The sequence below is a fragment of the Aestuariirhabdus litorea genome (genome assembly GCF_003864255.1).
Classification (GTDB): domain Bacteria; phylum Pseudomonadota; class Gammaproteobacteria; order Pseudomonadales; family Aestuariirhabdaceae; genus Aestuariirhabdus; species Aestuariirhabdus litorea.
The window spans coordinates 726,315-746,034 of record NZ_QWEZ01000001.1 but is presented as its reverse complement, the minus strand read 5'-3'; the positions used below and the strand labels follow the sequence as shown (position 1 = coordinate 746,034).

Sequence of the window (19,720 nt, the reverse complement as noted above, 5' to 3'; positions counted from 1 at the left end):
TCTAGCCGCCTAACCGCCGCCTCGGCAGTTGGGCGTTTTGGGAGCCTCGCCTCGCTCTGCCCACTCGCCCGGTGTATAGGTGTGGAGCGCCAGGGCGTGAATCAGTGGCATCTCACCGGAGAGAGCTGCGTAGACCTGTTGATGGCGTTTAAGGGTACGCAGCCCCTCAAAGGCCTCGCTCACCACCACCGCTTTGAAGTGGCTCTGGGAGCCCGGCTCCACCCGGTGCATATGGCTTTCGTTAAAAACCTCAAGGTGGCTGGGGGCAAAGGAGTTTTGCAGTTGGTGACGAATTTGCTCAAGCATGTCCATAGGGGGTTAACCGCTGTAGTGTCAGTCAGGTGGTTAGATAGTAACGAAAACTACAGCGGGCATCACCCCCACAAAGGGACCTCTACAGCCCCTTTTCCGCCATTTTTACCGCGAGCTGCTCCATCATCTGGCGGTGGCTCTCCGGGTCGTTACGCTTAAACTCCCAGGCCAGCGCCCCCTCGTCATGGGGCAGGATCATAAACTGACCCGCTTCAACCCCCTCCACAACCCGCTGGGCAACCTCCTGGGCACTGATGGGGGAGCCCGCCAGCAACTTGGCTACGTTTTCTTTCAAGGTCGCCGAGCTGCCCCGATAGGAGTCGAGCAGATTGGTCTGAAAAAAGGAGGGACACACTACGCTAACCGCCATTCCCTGAGAGGCCAGCTCCGCTTGCAAGCTCTCTGACAGTGCCACAACCCCGGCTTTGGCGACATTGTAATGGCTCATGCCTGGCGCACTGAGCAGTCCCGCCATGGACGCAATATTACAGATTTGCCCCTTTGAGCGCAGCAGGGAGGGCAGAAAGATGCGGCAACCGTTGATCACCCCTTTCAGGTTGATGGCCAGCATCCAATCCCACTCATCATCATCCAGATCGGCAAAGGAGCCGCCCCCGGCGACACCGGCGTTGTTAATCAGGAGATCAAGCCCTCCCCATTTTTCCTCGAGGGTATCGGCCACCTGCTGCATCTGTCCGAGGTCACGGACATCACAGTGAAAGCGCTCAGCCTCACCCCCCAACTCCTCAACCTGGGACGCGGTTTGCTTGCACCCCTCGTCATTGACATCGGTGAGCGCGACCCGCCACCCCTGGCGTGCATAGCAGTGCGCCAGCTCTCGCCCAAGACCGCTACCGGCTCCGGTAATCAATACTCGTTTACTCATGTCATCCCCATCCTGTTCGGTTTTTCACTATGATTTCCCAGCCAGCGGCCGGGCCACAATGACTATTGATCTGCTGAATGGGAGAGCAACAACGGTGCGAGTGAAAGCCCCCGCAAGCACAGAGGGGCAATGCAAACCCAGAGGGGCCCAACATGGAAAGGTAGAAAAAAGAGGTGTCTTAAAAAGGTAAGGCGGAACCAGAAGCCCCGTGAGAACCTGACAACCCACGGGACCTCTGATTCCGCCTTATTCGGCTTGGGTTAGTGGCAACCCTATGGATGTTTATCCATGTCTTTACGAAGGAAGTAATAGAGGCCCGCAAAAAAAGTGATCATCAGACCGACGGTCAGCAACCCGGCAAATACAACTTCGTCTAAAAACATGGTTGCCACTCCCTGTAATAACCCTGAAGTAGTAAAGAGGCTACCATCCACAGGCGACAACAGGATTGACACTGATCAACATCCCTCACAGAAACAGGTGACAATACTGATAAGTTGACCTGCCTCACCCCTCTGGCGGGTTAATCGAGCGAAAGGTCAGGTTGATTCTCGGCCCCACCGGACGCCGGGTCTTGGGAATCTGGTGACGCCAGTGGTGCTGCATCGGCCCCGACATCACCAGTAATGCACCATGGCCCAGCTCGAGGGATAAACGCTGCTCAGTGTGCTCCCGATGGCGCAGGTGAAACCGTCGAGTAGCCCCCAGGCTCAAGGAGGCGATACAGGGGTTTATCCCCAGCTCCGGTTCATCATCGGCGTGCCAGCCCACGCTGTCATTGCCATCCCTGTAGAGGTTCATCAGTACCGAATTGAAACTCAGCCCCAGCTGCTCCTCCAACAGGGCGAGCAGCTGCCTGTGAGCCGCCAGCCAGGGCTGGGGCTCCAGATAGAGCCCGGAGTACCGATAACCCTGCTCGCCATACCAGGCCTGCAACCTGGGAATCGCCACCTGGCGCGCGCCCATCCGCAAATAGTCCTGGCGCCAGATCACCTCCTTTTCAAGCTGGCGATAGAGGGCCGAGGCAGAGACGGGATCTATAAAATCAGGGTACCAGTACAGCTCCCCATCCATCACGGAAAGAGGGTATCCCTGCGAGTTACAGACAACTCTTTTGCCTGCCTCTTTCTTGGTCACTTTCACACTTCGCCTCCCACTGGGTCTATCTCCTTCGCCTTTCCAGCCCAGCCGATGTCTCATCTTGCGACCCGGTGACAAAAACAGACTGGACAACAATACTGTTTATATATACAGTCATCAAACCAATTACCCAACCATTGATGGCTAAACGAGGTAGACGATGGCAGTAATCCCCATGTGGCAATGTGATAGGGACGGGAGCATGTTCGCCGATAAAAAATCCGCTGAAGAGCACGACAAAATGCTGGAGCTGGCAGCGAACATTACCTCGCTTCTGGAGCGCCAGTTTACCCAGATTGACGACACCCTGGCCGAAGAGATCGGTCTGCTGCTGGCCCGTCACAAAGAGATCCTGGCGCAGGCCTTAAAAGGAAAACCTGAGCTGATCCTGGAGATCAGCGATAACCCGGAACCCTAGTCGCCTCCATAACCACCTCCGGTTTTGCAGCGTCACCCCACTCCCCCCACCCCCACGGGGTGGCGCTGCACCCTCCAGGTTTTACTCTTCGCCAGGCCTTTTACCGCCACTCAACGGCGCCCTTGCTACAATTCCCCTTGTTATTCCGCATCTTTTCATTACCATAGCGCCTTTTTTTACGGAGGGTGGTGGCCATATGATCGATTTCGTTCCCGGGCAGCGGTGGATCAGCGAGGCAGAGAATGACCTTGGACTGGGCACTATCCTCACCCTGGATCATCGACTGATCACCGTGCTCTATCCGGCCAGTGGCGAAACCCGCGCCTACGCACGACATAACCACCCCCTGCACCGCATCGAATTCACCATTGGCGACCGGGTCAAAAGCCATGAGGGTTGGAGTCTTCAGGTCACCGAGGTGACCCAGAAAGAAGGCCTGATTACCTACCAGGGGGTCGACGAGAATGGGCAGCCGCAGACGCTGCCCGAGTCCTGCCTCGATAACTTCATTCAATTCAATAAGCCCCGCGAGCGCCTACTTGCCGGGCAGGTAGACCAGCTCAACCAGTTTGCACTGCGCTACCGCACCCTTTCCCACTACAACCGCACGCTGCGTTCCCCGCTCCTGGGGCTGTGCGGCGCTCGCACCAGCCTCATTCCGCACCAGCTTCACATCGCCCGCGAGGTGGCTACCCGTCATGCCCCCCGCGTTCTGTTGGCCGATGAGGTAGGGCTCGGAAAAACCATTGAAGCGGGCATGATCCTCTATCACCAGCTACTGACCGGTGAGGCAAAACGCGTCCTTATCCTGCTGCCGGAAACCCTCCAGCACCAGTGGCTGGTCGAGATGCTGCGCCGCTTCAATCTCCACTTCAGCCTGTTTGATCGCGCCCGCTGTGAAGAGCTCAGCGAGGAGAACCCCTTCGAAAGTGAGCAGCTGGTGATCTGCTCTATCCAGCTGGCGGCCGAGCCGGGCCCGCTGCAACAACAATTAGTGGAAGCGGGCTGGGATCTGCTGGTGGTCGATGAGGCCCACCACCTTCAGTGGCAGGCGGAGAGCCCCAGCGACGAGTACCTACTGGTCGAGCGGCTGGCGCAGGAGACCCCTGCGGTGCTACTGCTGACCGCCACCCCGGAACAGCTCGGCAAGGAGAGCCATTTTGCCCGCCTGCGGCTACTCGATCCCGACCGCTATCCCAGCCTCGAGCAGTTCCTCGAGGAGGAGGCGCAATACCAACCGGTTGCGGAGGCCGTGCAGCAGCTACTGAGTGAGCAGCCACTACCCGATGAAACCCTGAATACCCTGGGGGCCCTGCTCAACGATGCGGACAACGCCGCCTGTTTGCAGGCCGCCAACAACACACAATCGAGCACTGAGCGGGCGCAGGCCAGGGAGCAGCTGATTCGCCAGTTGCTTGACCGCCATGGCACCAGCCGGGTGCTGTTTCGCAATACCCGGGCGGCGATCAAGGGCTTTCCCGGCCGGGTGGTGCAGGACTACCCGCTCCCCCTGCCGGAGCTGTACACCCTTGCCACCCAGGAGCACCCTTCGCTCGCCAGCCAGCTCTATCCCGAGCGGGCCTACCAGCAGCAGGTCTCCGGCCTTGAGGGCGACCCCTGGTGGCGCTTCGACCCCCGCGTCGAGTGGCTTATGGTTCTGCTCAGGCACCTCAAACAGAAGGTCCTGGTGATCTGCTCCCGGGCAGAGACGGCACTGGAGCTGGACGAGGCCCTGCGCGTGCGTTCGGGTCTTCCCTCCGCCGTTTTCCACGAAGGGATGAGCATCATGGAACGTGACCGGGCGGCCGCCTACTTTGCAGAAGAGGAGTTCGGTGCCCAGGTACTGATCTGCTCGGAAATTGGTAGCGAGGGGCGTAACTTCCAGTTTGCCCACCACCTGGTGCTGTTCGACCTGCCCGACAATCCGGACCTGCTGGAACAGCGCATTGGCCGCCTCGATCGTATTGGCCAGAGCGAGACCATTCGCCTGCACGTCCCGCTGTTTAGCGGTTCCGCCCAGCAAAGCCTCTATCGCTGGTATCACGAGGGACTTAATGCCTTTATCGATACCTGCCCCACCGGCAGCGCCCTGTTCAGCCGTTACGGCCAGTCGCTGATAGCACTGTTGAGCGAGGGCGTTGCCTCGGATGACGAACGCCTGGCGGCACTGGTCGAAGAGAGCAAAACCTCACGGGAAACCCTGCAGCAGGAGATGCAGCAGGGACGCGACCGATTGCTTGAACTCAACTCCCGCGGCATGGAACCCACCGAGCCTCTGATCGACAGCATCCAGCAATCGGCCGAGGTGGACGCGCTCAAACGCTACCTCAACCTGATGCTCGATTGCTACGGGCTGGAAAGCGAAGAACACTCACGCAACGCCATCATTGTCCGCCCCTCCGACCAGTCCCTGCTGCACGACTTCCCCGGCTTGCCGCGTGATGGCGCTACCATGACCTGGAACAGGGAGCAGGCGCTGGCGCGCGAGGACATGCAGTTCGTCAGCTGGGAGCATCCGATGGTTCTGGAGGGGATGGAGATGATCCTCGGCAGCGAGCTGGGTAACAGCGCCGTAGGGTTGATCAAAAATCGTGGAATCACCCCCGGCACCATGCTGGTTGAGGCGGTTTACGTCATCACCAGCCCCGGTGGCGAACGCAATCAGCTCAAGCGTTATCTGCCCCCCACTGCGATTCGGACCCTGATCGACCCCAAGGGCAATGATCTGGCCGACAAGGTCGCCTTCGATACCCTCGACAGCCAGCTGCAACCCCTCAAGCGGGCGACCGCCCGCCAACTGATCAGTGCCCAGCGCCAGCCGTTGATTGATGCACTGGGGGCCGCGGACAAGGCCGCTCACCGTCAGGTAGACCAGGTAATCGAGGGTGCCTGCCAGCAGTTTCGTAAAGAGATCAGCAGCGAGCTCCAGCGCCTGTTGGCACTGAAGGCGGTCAACCCCAACATCCGTGACTCGGAGCTGGCCCACCTGACGTCACTGGCACGCGATGGTGAAGCCAAACTGCGCCAGGCCCAGCTGCAGCTGGACGCCATCCGGGTCATTGTCGCCGCCTAGCCGCAGGGTTCGCTCAAGGGAGAGCAGCCACCCCCTTGAGCCGGCCGCCTCTAATAGAACGAGGGCTCCCCGGGTGGGCGTGTCTTGAAACGACGGTGCAACCACATGTACTGCTCCGGCTGCTTACGCACCTCCGCCTCGATCAGCTCATTGATGCGCCGAGCATCAGCCGCTTCATCCTCTCCGGGGAAATTTTCCAGCGGCGGGAGAATGCGCAGGCGATACCCCTTGCCATCGGGCAGCCGGGTCTGGAAACAGGGTAATACCCGTGCATTACCGAGCCGGGCAAAGCGTGAAGTGGCGGTCACTGTGGCGGCGGTAACGCCAAAAAATGGCACGAACAGGCTCTGTTTGGGGCCATAGTCCTGATCCGGGGCATACCAGATACGACGTTTCTGCCGCAACCGGCGGATCATGGTGCGCACATCTTCCCGCTCGATGGTCTCACCCTGGGGACTGTGGCGAATGCGCCCTCGTTGCTGCACCCAGTCAAACAGCGGGTTACGGTGCTTGCGGTACATGCCATCAATGCCGGCAAAATAGCAAAGAAAGGCGGCTCCCACCTCCAGCGTCGAGAAATGCAGGCAAAGCATTAAGGCTCCCTGCTCCTTAATCGCTTTCAGGTGTTCCCCACCCTCCACCTCAAAGAGCCGATAAAGTCGACGCTTTGGCCACCACCAGCTCATGCCGACCTCTAGGGCTCCAATTCCCATCGACTCGAAATTTCGAATTAACAGATCCTCACGTTCGGCCGCGGAAAGCCCGGGAAAACAGAGTTCAATATTTTTGCGGGCGATCCGGGCTCGCCTGTGCCCATAGCGCAGCATCAGTCGCCCCAACTTGCGGCCGATGACGAGCAGCACCCGATAGGGAAGCTGTACCACCAGCCAGCTTATCCCGAGGCCCAGCCAAAGAGGCCAGAAGCGGGGGGATAAAAAATGCCAGTGAAAACGGGGAGTTTCAAACGCCATAAGCAGAGGTGCCCTATCGACGGGGGGTGGGTCGCTAAAAGCGCACAATTGTACAGTGATCGATCAACCAGCTGGGCAAATTTAGTGTTTCGAAACGTTATCGAGCAGCGCCGGGCTGGTAGGCATCCTGCCACTCCCGGAGAAAGCGCTCTCGCTTCATGCGATCCTGGTAGACCAGCAACGCGGCCCCGACACCGATCGGCTGAAAACGCAGCTCCTGCTGTCCCTTGAGGTTGCGGACGGCCAGTCGCCCCTGTATGTCAGGGTGCAACGGGATCAGTTCACTGTTATCAGCAATCTGTTGCTGCCCCGCGAGTGAAAGCAGAAAGCGGATAAATTCGGTGGCAAGCTCGGGGTTGGGAGCAGACAGGGGTACCCAGGCGGTGCGGGTAATCACCAGGGTGTAGTCCTCCGGCAGGAGTACTCCGAGCCGATGATCTGCTCGTGACCGCGCCAGCGCGTAGGAGCCCAAGAGGTTATAGGCCAGGTCAATCTCGCCATCGGCGACCTCATCCAGCATGTCGTTCGTGCAACAATAGAGCTTGGCGCTCGCCCGACCCAGCCCCTCCTGCAAGCGAGCCGAGATACTCGAGACAACGGCATCCTGGGTGGCAAACAGGTAGCCCGCTCCCGACAGGCGGATATCGTAGGTCCCTACCCGCCCCTGGTACTGCGCCTGGTTAACCCGCAGGTCATTGGCGAGGGCTTCGTGGGTGGTGGGGAGCCTGCGCCCGGCAAACGCTCGCCTGTTGTAGGCCACCACCACCGGTTCGAAGGAGAAGCCGAAGATCTCCTGCCGCCAGTGAGACCAGGAGGGCATCACCTGGGCCTCGGGGATATCCAGAGCCTGGGCATACCCATCATTGACCAGCCGGGTTTGCAGGTCCATGGCCGAGCTGATCACCACATCCCCCTTCAATTTTCCACTGCGCAGGTCGCGGTCGAGCTGGTTGGTCTGGTAATCGTGGTATTCCACCTTGATGCCGGGGTGACGCGCCTCGAAGGCTGCAATCACCGGTGCGATGGCCTCAATATCGGTGGCACTGAAGATCACCAGGCGCTGGCTCATCACCGGATCGGAAAAGGCCTCCACCGGGTCGGTGGGAACCGTAGTGCGATCGCTGACCGCTGCTGCTACCCAGGGGGCGCCCAATAGCGCCACCCATGCCCACCACCGAATCATCCGCTTCTCCTCTGGGGAAACCTCAACTCCACCCGCAGCCCCACCGGCTCAGCAGCAAGCAGGGCAATGCGACCGCCATGGGCCTCGACCACCGTTTTCACGATCGACAACCCCAGCCCCGAGCCCATGGCGTTAGCCGTCCCCAGGCGGCCAAAACGCTCCAGCGCCCGCGCGCGGTCCTCTGGGGCTATACCGGGCCCACGATCCTCCACCAGAACCCGGAGGTCCCCCCCCTCATGATCCAGGGAGAGACTGATGCTGTTGTCGGGGGGGCCATATTTCAGCGCGTTATCCAGCAGATTCCTGACCGCCTCCTTGAGGCTGATACTGTCGCCCTGCAGAAAGCTGTTATCGGCGCTGGCACTGTAGCTGAACTCCACCGCGGTGTGGGCGTAGTCCCGCACCACTTCGGTCAACACCTCCTGTAACAGCTCATTGAGGTTGAACGTGGCGTGCTCCAGGGCGTCACGGCGGTGGGTCACCAGGGCGTGGGCCAGCAGCTGGTTGGTCAGGCGACTGAGACGGCGGTGCTGGTGACGCAGGGTCTTCATGCGGGCCCGGAGCTGGTCCGCCTCCTCCTGCTTGTACTCGGCGATATCGAGTTCGGCCTGCATGGCGCTGAGGGCGGTTCGTATCTGGTGGGAGGCGTCAGCGATAAACCCCTGCATATTGGCCAGGCTCAGCTGCAGGCGCGAGCGGTAGAGCTCAATCGCCTCCACCAGCGGCTCCACCTCTCGAATCCCGGTTCCCGAGATCGGGGACAGTTCCGAGGGGGAGCGGCGTGCAAGCTCGCGGGAGAGATGGCGCAGGGGGCGCAGGGTACGGCTAATGCCATAACCCAGACAGCACAACGCGATCAGCACCACCAGCGCCAGGACGACCACCTCCCCGATGAGAATCTCCTTACTCAGCTCAGTGCGCGCCTGGCGTCCGTGGGCCAGGTAAAGCTGCACCCAGCCATCGAGGCCAAAGCCCGCCATGGGCTTACTCACCACCAAAACACGCAGGGGTTCACCCAGAAACCGGGTGTTGTAAAAATGGGGGGTCGCGGAGGGGGTGTAGTGATCCGGACCGGGTAGCTGCTCGTAGCCGGTGAGCACCGAGCCGTCGGGGCCAGACAGGCGGTAATAGACCTTATCTTGCGGGGCCAGCTCCAGAATTTCCAGCGCGGCGTAGGGAAGGTCGAGCTCCACCCGCCCTTCGTGGTTGCGCACCCGCTCGAGGATCGCCAGCGCCGCTCCGGTCAGGAGGCGGTCATAGGAGAGGTCGGCGGCACGGTTGGCGTACTGCCATACCGCGATACAGAGCACCACCAGCATGCCCCCCAGAAGTCCCGCGGTGCCGGCCAACAAGCGCCAGCGCAGGGAGTAGCGGTTAAGCTCAGTCATCAACATGCGCCAGGTAGCCCAACCCTCGAACCGTTTTAATGTGCAGGACCGAGCCCTGCAGTTTTTTTCGCAACCGGGTCAGGGTCTGCTCAACCGCATTGGGGGTATAGGCCTCGTCAAAACGATAGAGCTGGTTGGCGATGTGCTCCTTGGTCAGGATCCGGTCCAGGCTGCCCAGGAAAAGCTCCAGCAGCTGGCTCTCCCGTAGCCGAAGCTCAACCGCTTCGCTTCCGATGCGCAGACTGCTGGTAGCACTGTTATAGACCAGGTTGCCGCACACCAACTCACTGCTGCTTACCCCCTGCTGGCGCCGCAGCAGCGCCCGGCAGCGGGCGATCAGTTCGCGAAAATCGAAGGGCTTGACCAGGTAATCGTCGGCTCCCAGATCCAGGGCGCTGACCCGGTCATCCACCTCGGCCCGCGCCGTCAACACCAATACCGGAACCGAGTCGCCTCGGCTGCGAAGCTGCTGCAACAGCTGGAATCCGCTCTTGCCCGGCAGGTTGATATCGAGAATCAACAGGTCAAACCCCTGGTGCGCCAGCAGCCCCTCCGCCGACTCGGCGGAGCCACACCAGTCCAGCGGGTGCCCCTGATCCCGGAAATACTCCTGGGTAGCCTCGGCCAGGGGTTCGTTATCCTCAACCAGCAATATACGCATCTACCGCCCCGATCACACTCCGTTTGCGCTCAGCCCCTATTCGACCACAATTGCTGGCCACGCTCACCAAAAAGAAATCGATTCGCTGTCAGGATGCTGTCAGGTAACTGGGTTAGCCTCCAGATTCAACCCCTGTACGCGCAGGGGGAGAGCACAACAATAAATATCACTGGAGAAAATACGATGACCTTCAAATCACGAGCACTGGCTCTGGCCCTGGGTCTGTGCAGCTCACTCAGCGCACTGGCCTATGAACCCAGCAAACCCGGCTGTATCGCCCCCGCCAAACCCGGCGGTGGTTTTGACCTGACCTGCCGAATCGTATCCAACGGATTTGCCGATGCCGGCCTGCTGCCCACCCCGATGGCCGTGACCTTCATGCCCGGAGGCGTGGGAGCCGTCGCCTACAATCACATCAACGCCAACCGCCGGGGCGACAACGATACCCTGGTGGCCTTCAGCTCAGGCTCCCTGCTGAACATCGCCCAGGGCAAGTTCGGCCAGGCGTTGGATGAAAACAGCGTACGCTGGGTCGGGGCCGCCGGGGTCGATTACGGTGCCATTATTGTCAAGGCCGACGCACCCTGGAACAACCTGGCGGACCTGGTCAAGGCGGTACAAGCCGATCCCACCAAGTTCGTTCTGGGTGCCGGCGGTGGCGTGGGAAGCCAGGATTGGATGAAGGCCGCTATCCTGATGAAATCCTCCGGTGTGGACCCCAAGAAGATGCGCTATGTCGCTTACGAAGGGGGCGGTGAAGCGATCGCCGCACTGCTGGGCGGTCACATCCAGATCTACCCCGGTGACGTGGGTGAGATGGTGGGCCAGCTCGAGGCGGGTAAGCTGAAAATGTTGGGTGTGATGGCACCTGAGCGCCTGGATGGCGAGTTCAGCGCAATCCCCACCGCCAAGGAGCAGGGTTTTGACGCCGAGTGGGCGATTCTGCGCGGTTTTTACATGGGACCGGAGGTGAGCGACGAAGCCTACCAGTACTGGGCCGGCCAGTTCGCCAAAGCCTACCAGAGCGACCAGTTCCTCCAGGTCGTGGCTGACAAGGGGCTGCTGCCGTTCAAAATGCAGGGTGAAGAGTTCGACGCCCTGGTCAAGCAGCGTGTGGGATACATGCGTGAGCTCGCCAGGGAAGCTGGACTGATTAAGTGAGAATAGCCGTGTACGACCGCATCTTCGCGGGTACAGGCCTGCTGCTGTCCGGACTGGTTGTCTGGGCAGCACTGGCCATCGAGGTACCCTTCCAATACGAGCCCCTGGGCCCCAAAGCCTTTCCCATCATCCTTGCTACACTGCTGGCCATTAGCTGCCTGTGGCTGCTGATCAAGCCCGATGCGGATAGCTGGAAGCCCTCCGGTTCTCTGTTACTGAAGCTGGGCAGTGCCCTGGTGGCCATGTACCTGTACGCACGCCTCTATGAACCGGCAGGGTTTATCATCGCCACCACTCTGGTCGGCGGCTATTTTTGCTGGGCGTTCGGGCAAAAGCCCCTCAAAGCCGGCGCCTACGCCCTGGTAATGAGCGTTCTCAGCTACTTTCTGCTCACCTCGGCGCTACAGCTCAATGTGCCTCTTGGAACCCTGTTTGGAGGCTGATCCATGGATGTGCTATCCCATTTGGCGACCGGTTTTGCGGTTGCCCTGACCCCCCTCAACCTGATGCTGGTGATTCTGGGCTGCTTTTCGGGCACCCTGATCGGCTCGCTCCCCGGCATTGGCCCCATCAACGGCGTGGCTATCCTGCTGCCACTGGCCTACGCCATTGGCCTGCCGCCGGAGTCAGCACTGATTCTTCTGGCCGGGGTTTACTACGGCGCCGAGTACGGCGGCCGTATCTCCAGCATCCTGCTGAACGTACCCGGTGATGCCGGCGCCATCATGACCACCCTCGATGGCTACCCCATGGCCAAACGGGGCGAAGGCGGTCGCGCCCTGGCGCTGTCGGCGGTCGCCTCCTTTGCCGGCAGTATCGCGGCCCTGCTGCTGATGGTGGCACTGGCGCCCCTGCTCAGCCAGCTGGCTATCCGCTTCGGCCCCTCCGAGTACGTGTTGCTGATGGTGTTTGCCTTCACCTGCCTGGCCACCATGGTCGGTAGCCGTCCGGCCAAGACCCTGATCGGTACGCTGATCGGACTGCTGCTGGCCACCGTTGGCGTTGACTCCGGCACCGGGGTGCTGCGTTTCACCCTGGGGATCCCCAACTTCTTTGACGGCGTCGATTTCCTGGTGGTGGTGATCGGGGTGTTCGCCATCAGCGAAGTGCTGGTCCTGCTGGAGCAGTGGGCTAAAAACGACCTGGCCCTGACGCCGGTTGGTAAAAGCTTTGTCTCCCTCGCCGACCTGATCAAGGTGCGCTGGGTGATCCTGCGCTCTTCCATCATCGGGTTCCTGATCGGCGTACTGCCCGGAACCGGTGCCTCCATCGCCAGCGCGGTGGCCTATGGTACCGAGAAGCGCTTTGCCGAAGGCCACGACGATCAGTTCGGCAAGGGGGATATCCGCGGCCTGGCGGCGCCGGAAGCGGCCAACAACGCCTCTGCCGCCGGTGCCATGGTTCCCATGCTGACCCTCGGCATTCCCGGTAGCGGCACCACCGCGATCCTGCTGGGGGCCCTGCTGATGTTCAACATCACCCCGGGCCCTATGCTGTTCGAGCAGCGGCCGGAGATCGCCTGGGGCCTGATCGCCTCCATGTTTGTGGGTAACCTCGCCCTGTTGGTGATGAACCTGCCATTGATCGGCCTCTTTGTACGCCTGCTCTCTATCCGCCAGGCTTACCTGGTGCCGGTGATTGTGATGCTGACCTTCGTGGGTATCTACTCGATCCACGGTGACAGTTTCGATCTCTACTTCATGGTGCTGCTGGGACTGTTCGGCTTTATTTTGCGCAAGCTGCACTTCTCCCTGGCTCCCGTCATCCTCGGCCTGGTGCTGGGTGAGGTACTGGAGGAGAACCTGCGACGCGCACTCTCCATCAGTGGCGGCGACTGGAGCATTTTGCTCAACGGCCCCATCACCTACTCGCTGGCCCTGGCCTCGGTTGCCGCCCTGGTGATCCCTTACGTTGCCCGGCGGCGCAAGCAGGGACTGAAGCGCCTGCTACCCGAGGTGGATGAGTAAGTCTTGATGGAGCGCCCCCCTGTCACCCCCCAGACCGCAGATGGCACCCAGCCTCCAACGGCACCCACCCGCTACCGCTGGATTCTGGTCACCCTGGCCACCGGGGTGGCGGGGGGGGCGCTTGCCCAGCTTCTGGGGTTACCCTCCGGCTGGTTGCTGGGCCCCTTGTTCCTGGTATTGGCAGGTGTTATTGGCGGGCTTCCCCTGCAGATGCCCAGCGCCACCGCACCCCTGATCGGGCTGCTGCTGGGTATCTCCATTGCGTCCAGTATCAACCACCGGTTGCTGGAGCAGCTGCCCCACTGGGGGATCAGCCTGGCCCTGATGCTGCTGATGCTGGCCTGCCTGATGTCGATCCTCTACCTCTACTACCGGCGCCGCTGCCTGTGGCGACGGGAGGACGCTCTGCTCAGTGCCATTCCCGGCAATCTGGCGATCATCATGATGTTTGCCCTGGAGTCGGGCCTCAGGGCGGAGCGTATCGCCTTCGTCCACAGCGTTCGCCTGATCTTCCTGGTCAGCTGCCTGCCGCTGATCTTTCCGCTGCAGCCGGTGGCGACCACCGGTCTGGAGGCCAATATCCCTAGCCTGACGCTACTGGTGACCCTGGTAGCCGCCTTCCTGTGCGGTCGTCTCGCCGCCAAACTGCGGGCACCCGCGCCCATGCTGGTCGGCGGCCTGCTGGCCACCCTGCTGGCCCGTTTCGGCCTCGGCTGGGAGGTCAGCATCCCTCCGCTGCTGTTTACCTTTATCCTGCTGCTGTTGGGCACCAGTCTCGGAGCCCGGTTGGCCGGCATCGACCTCAAGGCGATGATCCCCGTTCTGGGCAACGCGTTGGTGGGGCTGGTGGTCACTCTGTGCATCACCACCCTCTTCGCCCTCCTGCTCAGCACCCTGTTGGGGGTACCGCTGCTGCAGGCCCTGCTGGCCTATGCGCCGGGCGGTATCGAGGTAATGATCGCTATCGCCCTGAGCCTGGATGTTGACGCAACCTTCGTGGCAGGGCACCAGATTACCCGCATGCTGTTGATGAGTGCTCTGCTGCCGCTCATGCTCGCCTGGGCCCAGCGCTACCGCTAGCCGCGCCCCGCTATCCCCTCAAGCTGGTCACGATAAGCGTCGGCCATCGCACCCCACCCCAAAGCACTCACATCGGGGGCGCCTGCTTTTTCCTGCGCCAGCTGCAACAGCCGCTCCACCACTGCCTCGGCCTCCGCATCGATATCCCCCGGGTTGCCGGTGTAGAGATAACGGGAAGGCACCAGTTCCGGATAGGCCAGCCGGTTCGGCAATAGCGGGACACAGCCCTGCTGCACCGCCTCCAGCGCCGCCACCCCCTGAAACTCGTGCAGGGAGGTAGAGAGGAAAAACTGGGCCGAGGCGAGCCAGCCCAGGTACTGCTCGCGACACTCAGCGAAACCGAACTGCGCCAGTCGATGGCCGAAGTCTCGAGCGATGGTATCAAACGCCTCCGGCACCCGCCGAAACCGCTCCCCCATGATGCAAAGGCGGTAGGGCCGCCCTCGCTGTTCGAGCCGCCGCAGGACCGCCAGCAACCGATCGGGTCCCTTGTCATACTCCCAACGCGCCGCCCACACCAGCCGCAGGGCACCGGCCTCACCGCCCCAGTCCGGTACGCAGGCGGGACCAGGTTCCTCGACAAGCGGCACAGCCAGCACCGAGGAGTGAACCTCCAGGCGCTCGCGCACGCCGGCAGGCACGTGGTCAGGCAGACGCGTCAACAGGGCACTGACCCCGTCGAGAAAGCTGGTGCGGTTGTAGTGGCTGTTGAACAGTACCCGGTCCGCCGCCAGTGCGGTGTAGAGATTGAGCATCTGCAACTCCACCGCCGAATGGGTGCGCTGATCACTCAGGGGGTAGGCAAACTGGTTTTCATGGAAATAGACCAGGGTGGGGATCGAGGCCAGCCGGGGTACCAGCCCACGCAGGGTCGAGAGGTCGGTCATGGAGGTGGCGACCACCAGGTCGTAGTGGCGATTGAGCAGATCCTGCTGTCCCAGCCCCCAGCTCAGGCTGTTGCCGCGAACTCGCCAACTGAAATGGCGTGCCGGAAGCACCAGCTCTGTCCAGTTCCACTGGGGGAACTGAGCCACCAGCCCTTGCCGCCAATAGCGATGACTGACGGCGTCATAGGCCGACAACAACAGCACCTTCATCGGAACCCCCTGAAAAAGAGGTTATTTTACGAGAGGGCGCAGGGGCTGGCCAGCAGCTGGGGTCTGCCCACGAATCGCCCCGCTACCGGGTTCAATCACACGACCCAGCGAATCCACCGTGCCCAGCACCTTGCCGGCGGGGCTGATCGCCTGCCCCAGGCTGTCGGTCTGGCCTCTGCTTGCGCCACTGCCTTCGATGACCGGCGCATGGGGTTCACCCACAACCGGGGACGGGGGTGGCTGGAGGCCGGAGCGGTTCAGCTCATCGATGGGGGTGGGCTTGACGGTGGACTCCCCCGGCAGAGGGAAGCGAAAGTCACTGACCGCGGGGGGCTCTGCCGCGCACACCCCGCCCGCTATCAGCACCGAGCAGATCCATACCCGTGACAGTAGACTGATGGCTGTCATGGCCACCCCCTTGTTTTCCACTCGACTCTAACATCCGCACAATGCGGGGCTGCCTGCTGAGCGCCTGGGGCCCAAGGCTCTATGGCCGGGGCTGCATAACGCGCTTCCCTCAGGACCTTATAGCTCTGGCCGGCACGGGGATCAAAAAATAACCTCGACCGGGATACCCTCTACCCACATTCCCTTTTGGAGCGGCTCATCCAGGGTGAGGGTGACTTTAAGCAACGCCGGTTGCCCTTCAAAGGGCTTGCTCAGGGAGCTCGGCAGGCGGCTGGTCATCTCGATATCCTCCGTTACCGTTGCCCCGTAGCGGCGCCCATCCGGGAATGTCACCCGCACCTGGCTGCCACGCTTGGCTTTATCGAGGTGGCGGGGGTTCAGATAGGCCATGACCTTGGGCTGTATATGGCGAGACACGGTTATCAGGGGGTCACCCACAAAGACCCGGCGACCCACCGAGGCTTCCACATCCACCACATAGCCGCCGTAAGGGGTAACGATGTTGAGGCTATTGTATTGTGCTTTTTTAACCACCAGGTTGCCCATCAATTGGCGTTGGGCCTGGGCGATGGAACCAGCGGTTCTGCGCACCTCGTTTTCAATCCGGGCCCGGTGATAGTCAACCGTACTGCTGTTCAGCAACTGCTCCGCCTGGCTGTGGACACTGATCACCGAGGCGTAATCCACATCGGATACCTTGCCAGAGGAGCGATAGGTATCGTAGCGCTCCCGAATGGTGGACATCACCGCAAGGTTATTTTTCGCATCATCAATGGCCTCTTGATAGATAGCGAGATTCTCCAGTGTCGAGTTGGCCAGTCGCTTATTGAGTGATGAAAGCTCATTTTCTAGAAAATTAATTTCAGCGGAGAGTACCGGGTTATTCATACTTAACAGCGTATCCCCCTCCGCTACCGTCTCCCCAACCCGCACCCGCACTGTATCGACAACACCATCGTTGGTTGCCGTGATAGTGACCGGCTCGGTGGTCACCACTCCCAACGCGATAACCATCACATAGCTTCGAAACAGGTAATAGGCCATCGCCAGCAACGGGCTGATAACCAGCGCCAGTGTCAGGTACCAACGCAATCGATAGCCCCCCCGCTTGGCTTGGCCATACATTACCCGCATACCCTGTTCGGAGGTCGGGTTTAGCTGCTTATCGAGATGGAAATCAACTTTCATATTTAAAACCGGTTACCACGTTTCAATACCCACCAAGGCGCCATACTGGACTCCTCATGTCCCCGCCTAACCGTCTCGTTAATCATCGCAAAGGCGGTGATCAGGCGCATAAAAAACTGGTAAAGCGGATACAGGGGTAGCCATTTAATCATCATAAAATCATCCCGGGACCGTTCTGAAATCAGCAGCAGATAAACTGCAAAGAACAGCGTGCAAACCAGCAAATAGAGAATATAAAGAACGCTCATAAGCGCCCCTACAAAATTGATGGGGTATGCCAGCAACAGGTAGAGTATGAAGACCACCGCCAACAGCGGCAGCAGCACATTTTGCAAAACCCCATAGGCGAGGGTGAATAAAAAATTTTTCCAGCCCAGCAGGGTCGGGGTAAGCCCCTTCTTGTGCTTGCGCAGGAAAATAAACAGCAGGTCCCCATCCCACCTCAAACGCTGGGCGACCAACCCCTTCAGCGTGTCAGGAACATCGGTGTGGCCGACCGCATGGGGGGTAAATCCCAGCCGCAAGGCGGGGTAACGCTGTTTGTACTGCTTAAGGCGTATCGTCAGGTCGAGATCTTCAGCCGTATGGGTATCCCAGCCCCCCAGCTGTTTTAGTAACGGCGCCCTGAACGCGCCAAAGGCGCCGGATATATTGTTGATCACCCCGATATTGGCCAGACCGGTTTTTCCTGCCTGCATGGAGAGCATATACTCCATGGCCTGCATCCGGGTCAGCAGGTTTGTGCGCCAATTACGTACCCGAAGCGCCCCGCCGCAAGCGACCAGGTTCGGGTCACCAAACTGCTCCAGCATTCTTAGCACCATATCATTGTCAAACGAGGTATCCCCGTCGACGTTGATCACCAGCTCCCCGCCGGCTTCTGCCAAACCGGCATTGAGTGTCGAGACGCGCCCCCCTCGCTGCCACTTGGGAATGACTCGAATGGTTCGCCTCGGCTGGCCACTGTGCAGCCGCATTGAGATTAGCGCGGTTTGGTAGGTCAGCAGATTCTGGGAGGCACCGTCCACCACCGCCAGTATTTCGATGTTACCGGGATAGAGTTGCTCTACCAGGGTGTCGAGGGTAATTGCGATATCGCGCCCCTCACTATAGCAGGTCACCACCACACTGATATCGGGGAAAGCCTGAGGAACAGAGTGCACATTCTGTGCAGACCAGCGGAAGATACCGACCAGAATCGTCAACCCCAGCGGCAGTTCAAACAGTACCAGCATTGGCAACAGCAACAGCAACAACTCGGTGTTGGCAAACACCATCCCCAGGATGTATTCAATAATGTGGAGGCTATCAGCTTGCATAGACTTGGGTGAGCCGGCTCTGGATCCAGTTCGCCGCATCATCGGCCAGCGTATCGTCGGGCAGACCCCAGGCAAACACCTGCAAGCGGAAGTCATCCTCCTCGATCATTGCCGCCAGCGTTTCTATCTTGCTCTGCAATACGGGCAGCGATTCCCGGGCAGCATAGGGCATCAGCACCAACAGCAACTCATTCCGAACCTGGCAACAGACGTCTGTTTCCCGGAATAACCCGTTAAGGCGGTAGGCAATCTGCTCGGTTAGGGCAAACATCCGGGCCTCGCCGTAGAGCTTCCCGTAATCGGCAAGACCGGGCAGATAAAGCCCCATGAGCAGGTGTTGCTGCTTGGTGCGCCTGGCCAGCTTGTTTGACCACACCAGCAGACTATTAAAGAAAGCCGCGTCCACCTTGCCTTTCAGCATCAGTTCCGGCGTCGTCAGCCGGTGGCCGTAACGAATACTGTGCCCCCCCTGATAACCAATTTTGTACTGATGTATTTTTCTGACAATGAGATCGTGGATCTCATTTTTCTGGCCGCAGCTAAAGCAGCTGACCCGGGTATCCGCCTGGGCAAATTTCTGGTTACAGCTGTTGCAGCGATGGGTCTCAATAGGCCGGTCGTAATCCACCCCGATATGACGTAACGGCGTCAGGCATTTCGGGCACTCCAGTCTTCCGCTGCGCAAAAACTCTCCCTGCTCGCCGACATAACCACAGGTAAAGCAGTGCAAGGACTGGCTCGATTCGATGTCGAGCTCATGGCAAAACGGGCAGACATCGAGGTAGTTCAGGTGCCCTCCCTGACATCCGCCACACACCCTGATCCGATCGACAAGCTGTTCAGTGCCCAGCAACTCACGGTTCAGTTCGGACATCAGGTAGCGATAGGGAGACTCCAGGTCCGGGTGAATGGACTCCAGCAGTGGGTAGACATAAAGCGATGCATCAGAGCCATCTTTAACGGGAATCAGGCTGCGCCCCGAATCCAGCCACAACCACCCCAGCAGGGGGTCAACCTCATCGGGGTTATGAATCAAGGGAAGTTTCGCCCGATGTTTTTCAAGCTCGCCAAGGCAGCGCTCCTCCTCCCACTGGCCATCGGAGAGGACGGCAGAGAGGTCGCTGGGCTCCACGACATAAATGCGCCAGCTCCAGAAACGATGTAATCGATGGAATGCCCGCAGGGTTTGATCCTGCTGCTCAGGGGAGAGTGCAAGGATCAACACCTCACCCGGCTCCGCAGGCAAACTTTCCAGATTCCCAACCGGTACCTTTGAGCTTTGTTGAGTCGGTACTGAATCGCATGCGCCCAGACAATACACCGACAGAGTGTTATTCATTAATCAATCCTGACAAAAAATCCGACCATGGGCCGCGTCAACCCTCCATTAGCAAGGACTGAGTATAGGCTGCCAGGGCGTCAGCACCAGTGGGGGCCGAATAAGAAAATCGACCTGCATTGCAGTCGC

General features: G+C 60.2%; 19 protein-coding genes. 6 read left to right on the top strand and 13 right to left on the bottom strand.

The annotated features are described in order from the left end of the window. Positions 1–9: 9 nt before the first annotated feature. From D0544_RS03590 to D0544_RS03575, 4 genes are all read right to left on the bottom strand, one after another. Positions 10–312, bottom strand: a complete 303-nt coding sequence (locus D0544_RS03590; RefSeq protein WP_164880820.1) for a BolA family protein — start codon at positions 310–312, stop codon at positions 10–12. Positions 313–394: 82 nt separating this feature from the next. Then, complete coding sequence (locus D0544_RS03585) at positions 395–1,198, bottom strand: SDR family oxidoreductase (RefSeq protein ID WP_125014635.1); 804 nt, start codon at positions 1,196–1,198, stop codon at positions 395–397. A gap of 272 nt (positions 1,199–1,470) precedes the next feature. Continuing rightward, complete coding sequence (gene ccoM / locus D0544_RS03580; RefSeq protein ID WP_125014634.1) at positions 1,471–1,653, bottom strand: cytochrome c oxidase subunit CcoM; 183 nt, start codon at positions 1,651–1,653, stop codon at positions 1,471–1,473. 52 nt (positions 1,654–1,705) lie between these two features. Beyond that, complete coding sequence (locus D0544_RS03575) at positions 1,706–2,341, bottom strand: alpha-ketoglutarate-dependent dioxygenase AlkB family protein (RefSeq protein ID WP_243647236.1); 636 nt, start codon at positions 2,339–2,341, stop codon at positions 1,706–1,708. Between the two features lie 157 nt (positions 2,342–2,498). Between D0544_RS03575 and D0544_RS03570 the strand changes: the two genes are divergently transcribed. Together D0544_RS03570 and rapA are read left to right on the top strand one after the other, a co-directional pair. Beyond that, positions 2,499–2,756, top strand: coding sequence for a YebG family protein (locus D0544_RS03570; protein ID WP_125014632.1), 258 nt, complete (start codon positions 2,499–2,501; stop codon positions 2,754–2,756). Positions 2,757–2,952: 196 nt separating this feature from the next. Next, a complete protein-coding gene (rapA, locus tag D0544_RS03565) occupies positions 2,953–5,829 on the top strand; it encodes an RNA polymerase-associated protein RapA (RefSeq protein ID WP_125014631.1) in 2,877 nt (958 codons plus the stop codon). Positions 5,830–5,879: 50 nt separating this feature from the next. Here rapA and lpxL read toward each other — a convergent pair whose 3' ends face one another. From lpxL to D0544_RS03545, 4 genes are all read right to left on the bottom strand, one after another. Then, positions 5,880–6,800, bottom strand: a complete 921-nt coding sequence (lpxL, locus tag D0544_RS03560; RefSeq protein WP_125014630.1) for an LpxL/LpxP family Kdo(2)-lipid IV(A) lauroyl/palmitoleoyl acyltransferase — start codon at positions 6,798–6,800, stop codon at positions 5,880–5,882. A gap of 97 nt (positions 6,801–6,897) precedes the next feature. Beyond that, positions 6,898–7,983 (bottom strand): ABC transporter substrate-binding protein, encoded by a 1,086-nt coding sequence (locus D0544_RS03555; protein WP_125014629.1) that lies wholly within the window; start codon positions 7,981–7,983, stop codon positions 6,898–6,900. Then, a complete protein-coding gene (locus D0544_RS03550; protein ID WP_164880819.1) occupies positions 7,980–9,371 on the bottom strand; it encodes a sensor histidine kinase in 1,392 nt (463 codons plus the stop codon). Before D0544_RS03550 ends, D0544_RS03555 begins: the two co-directional genes overlap by 4 nt. Further along, complete coding sequence (locus D0544_RS03545; protein WP_125014627.1) at positions 9,364–10,032, bottom strand: response regulator transcription factor; 669 nt, start codon at positions 10,030–10,032, stop codon at positions 9,364–9,366. Before D0544_RS03545 ends, D0544_RS03550 begins: the two co-directional genes overlap by 8 nt. 183 nt (positions 10,033–10,215) lie before the next feature. Between D0544_RS03545 and D0544_RS03540 the strand changes: the two genes are divergently transcribed. From D0544_RS03540 to D0544_RS03525, 4 genes are read left to right on the top strand one after another with little or no spacing between them, the layout of a single operon-like run. Beyond that, positions 10,216–11,193 (top strand): Bug family tripartite tricarboxylate transporter substrate binding protein, encoded by a 978-nt coding sequence (locus D0544_RS03540; RefSeq protein ID WP_125014626.1) that lies wholly within the window; start codon positions 10,216–10,218, stop codon positions 11,191–11,193. Beyond that, a complete protein-coding gene (locus D0544_RS03535) occupies positions 11,190–11,636 on the top strand; it encodes a tripartite tricarboxylate transporter TctB family protein (RefSeq protein ID WP_243647234.1) in 447 nt (148 codons plus the stop codon). The genes D0544_RS03540 and D0544_RS03535 overlap by 4 nt, the downstream gene beginning before the upstream one ends. 3 nt (positions 11,637–11,639) lie before the next feature. Beyond that, a complete protein-coding gene (locus D0544_RS03530) occupies positions 11,640–13,160 on the top strand; it encodes a tripartite tricarboxylate transporter permease (protein ID WP_125014625.1) in 1,521 nt (506 codons plus the stop codon). A gap of 6 nt (positions 13,161–13,166) precedes the next feature. Continuing rightward, positions 13,167–14,240, top strand: coding sequence for an AbrB family transcriptional regulator (locus D0544_RS03525; protein WP_125014624.1), 1,074 nt, complete (start codon positions 13,167–13,169; stop codon positions 14,238–14,240). On the opposite strand, the gene D0544_RS03520 is transcribed toward D0544_RS03525, so the two are convergent. The 5 genes from D0544_RS03520 to D0544_RS03500 all read right to left on the bottom strand — a co-directional run bounded on the left by D0544_RS03520 (position 14,237) and on the right by D0544_RS03500 (position 19,477). Next, positions 14,237–15,337, bottom strand: coding sequence for a tRNA-queuosine alpha-mannosyltransferase domain-containing protein (locus tag D0544_RS03520; RefSeq protein WP_125014623.1), 1,101 nt, complete (start codon positions 15,335–15,337; stop codon positions 14,237–14,239). The two genes, D0544_RS03525 and D0544_RS03520, sit on opposite strands and share 4 nt — an antisense overlap. A 21-nt stretch (positions 15,338–15,358) precedes the next feature. Further along, a complete protein-coding gene (locus D0544_RS03515) occupies positions 15,359–15,745 on the bottom strand; it encodes a hypothetical protein (RefSeq protein ID WP_125014622.1) in 387 nt (128 codons plus the stop codon). A 141-nt stretch (positions 15,746–15,886) separates the two neighbouring features. After that, on the bottom strand, positions 15,887–16,933 hold the full coding sequence (locus D0544_RS03510) for an HlyD family secretion protein (RefSeq protein ID WP_125014621.1): 1,047 nt from the start codon (positions 16,931–16,933) through the stop codon (positions 15,887–15,889). 2 nt (positions 16,934–16,935) lie between these two features. After that, on the bottom strand, positions 16,936–18,252 hold the full coding sequence (locus D0544_RS03505) for a glycosyltransferase family 2 protein (RefSeq protein ID WP_125014620.1): 1,317 nt from the start codon (positions 18,250–18,252) through the stop codon (positions 16,936–16,938). Next, positions 18,242–19,477 (bottom strand): TackOD1 domain-containing metal-binding protein, encoded by a 1,236-nt coding sequence (locus D0544_RS03500; RefSeq protein ID WP_207905750.1) that lies wholly within the window; start codon positions 19,475–19,477, stop codon positions 18,242–18,244. Before D0544_RS03500 ends, D0544_RS03505 begins: the two co-directional genes overlap by 11 nt. Between the last annotated feature and the right edge of the window lie 243 nt (positions 19,478–19,720).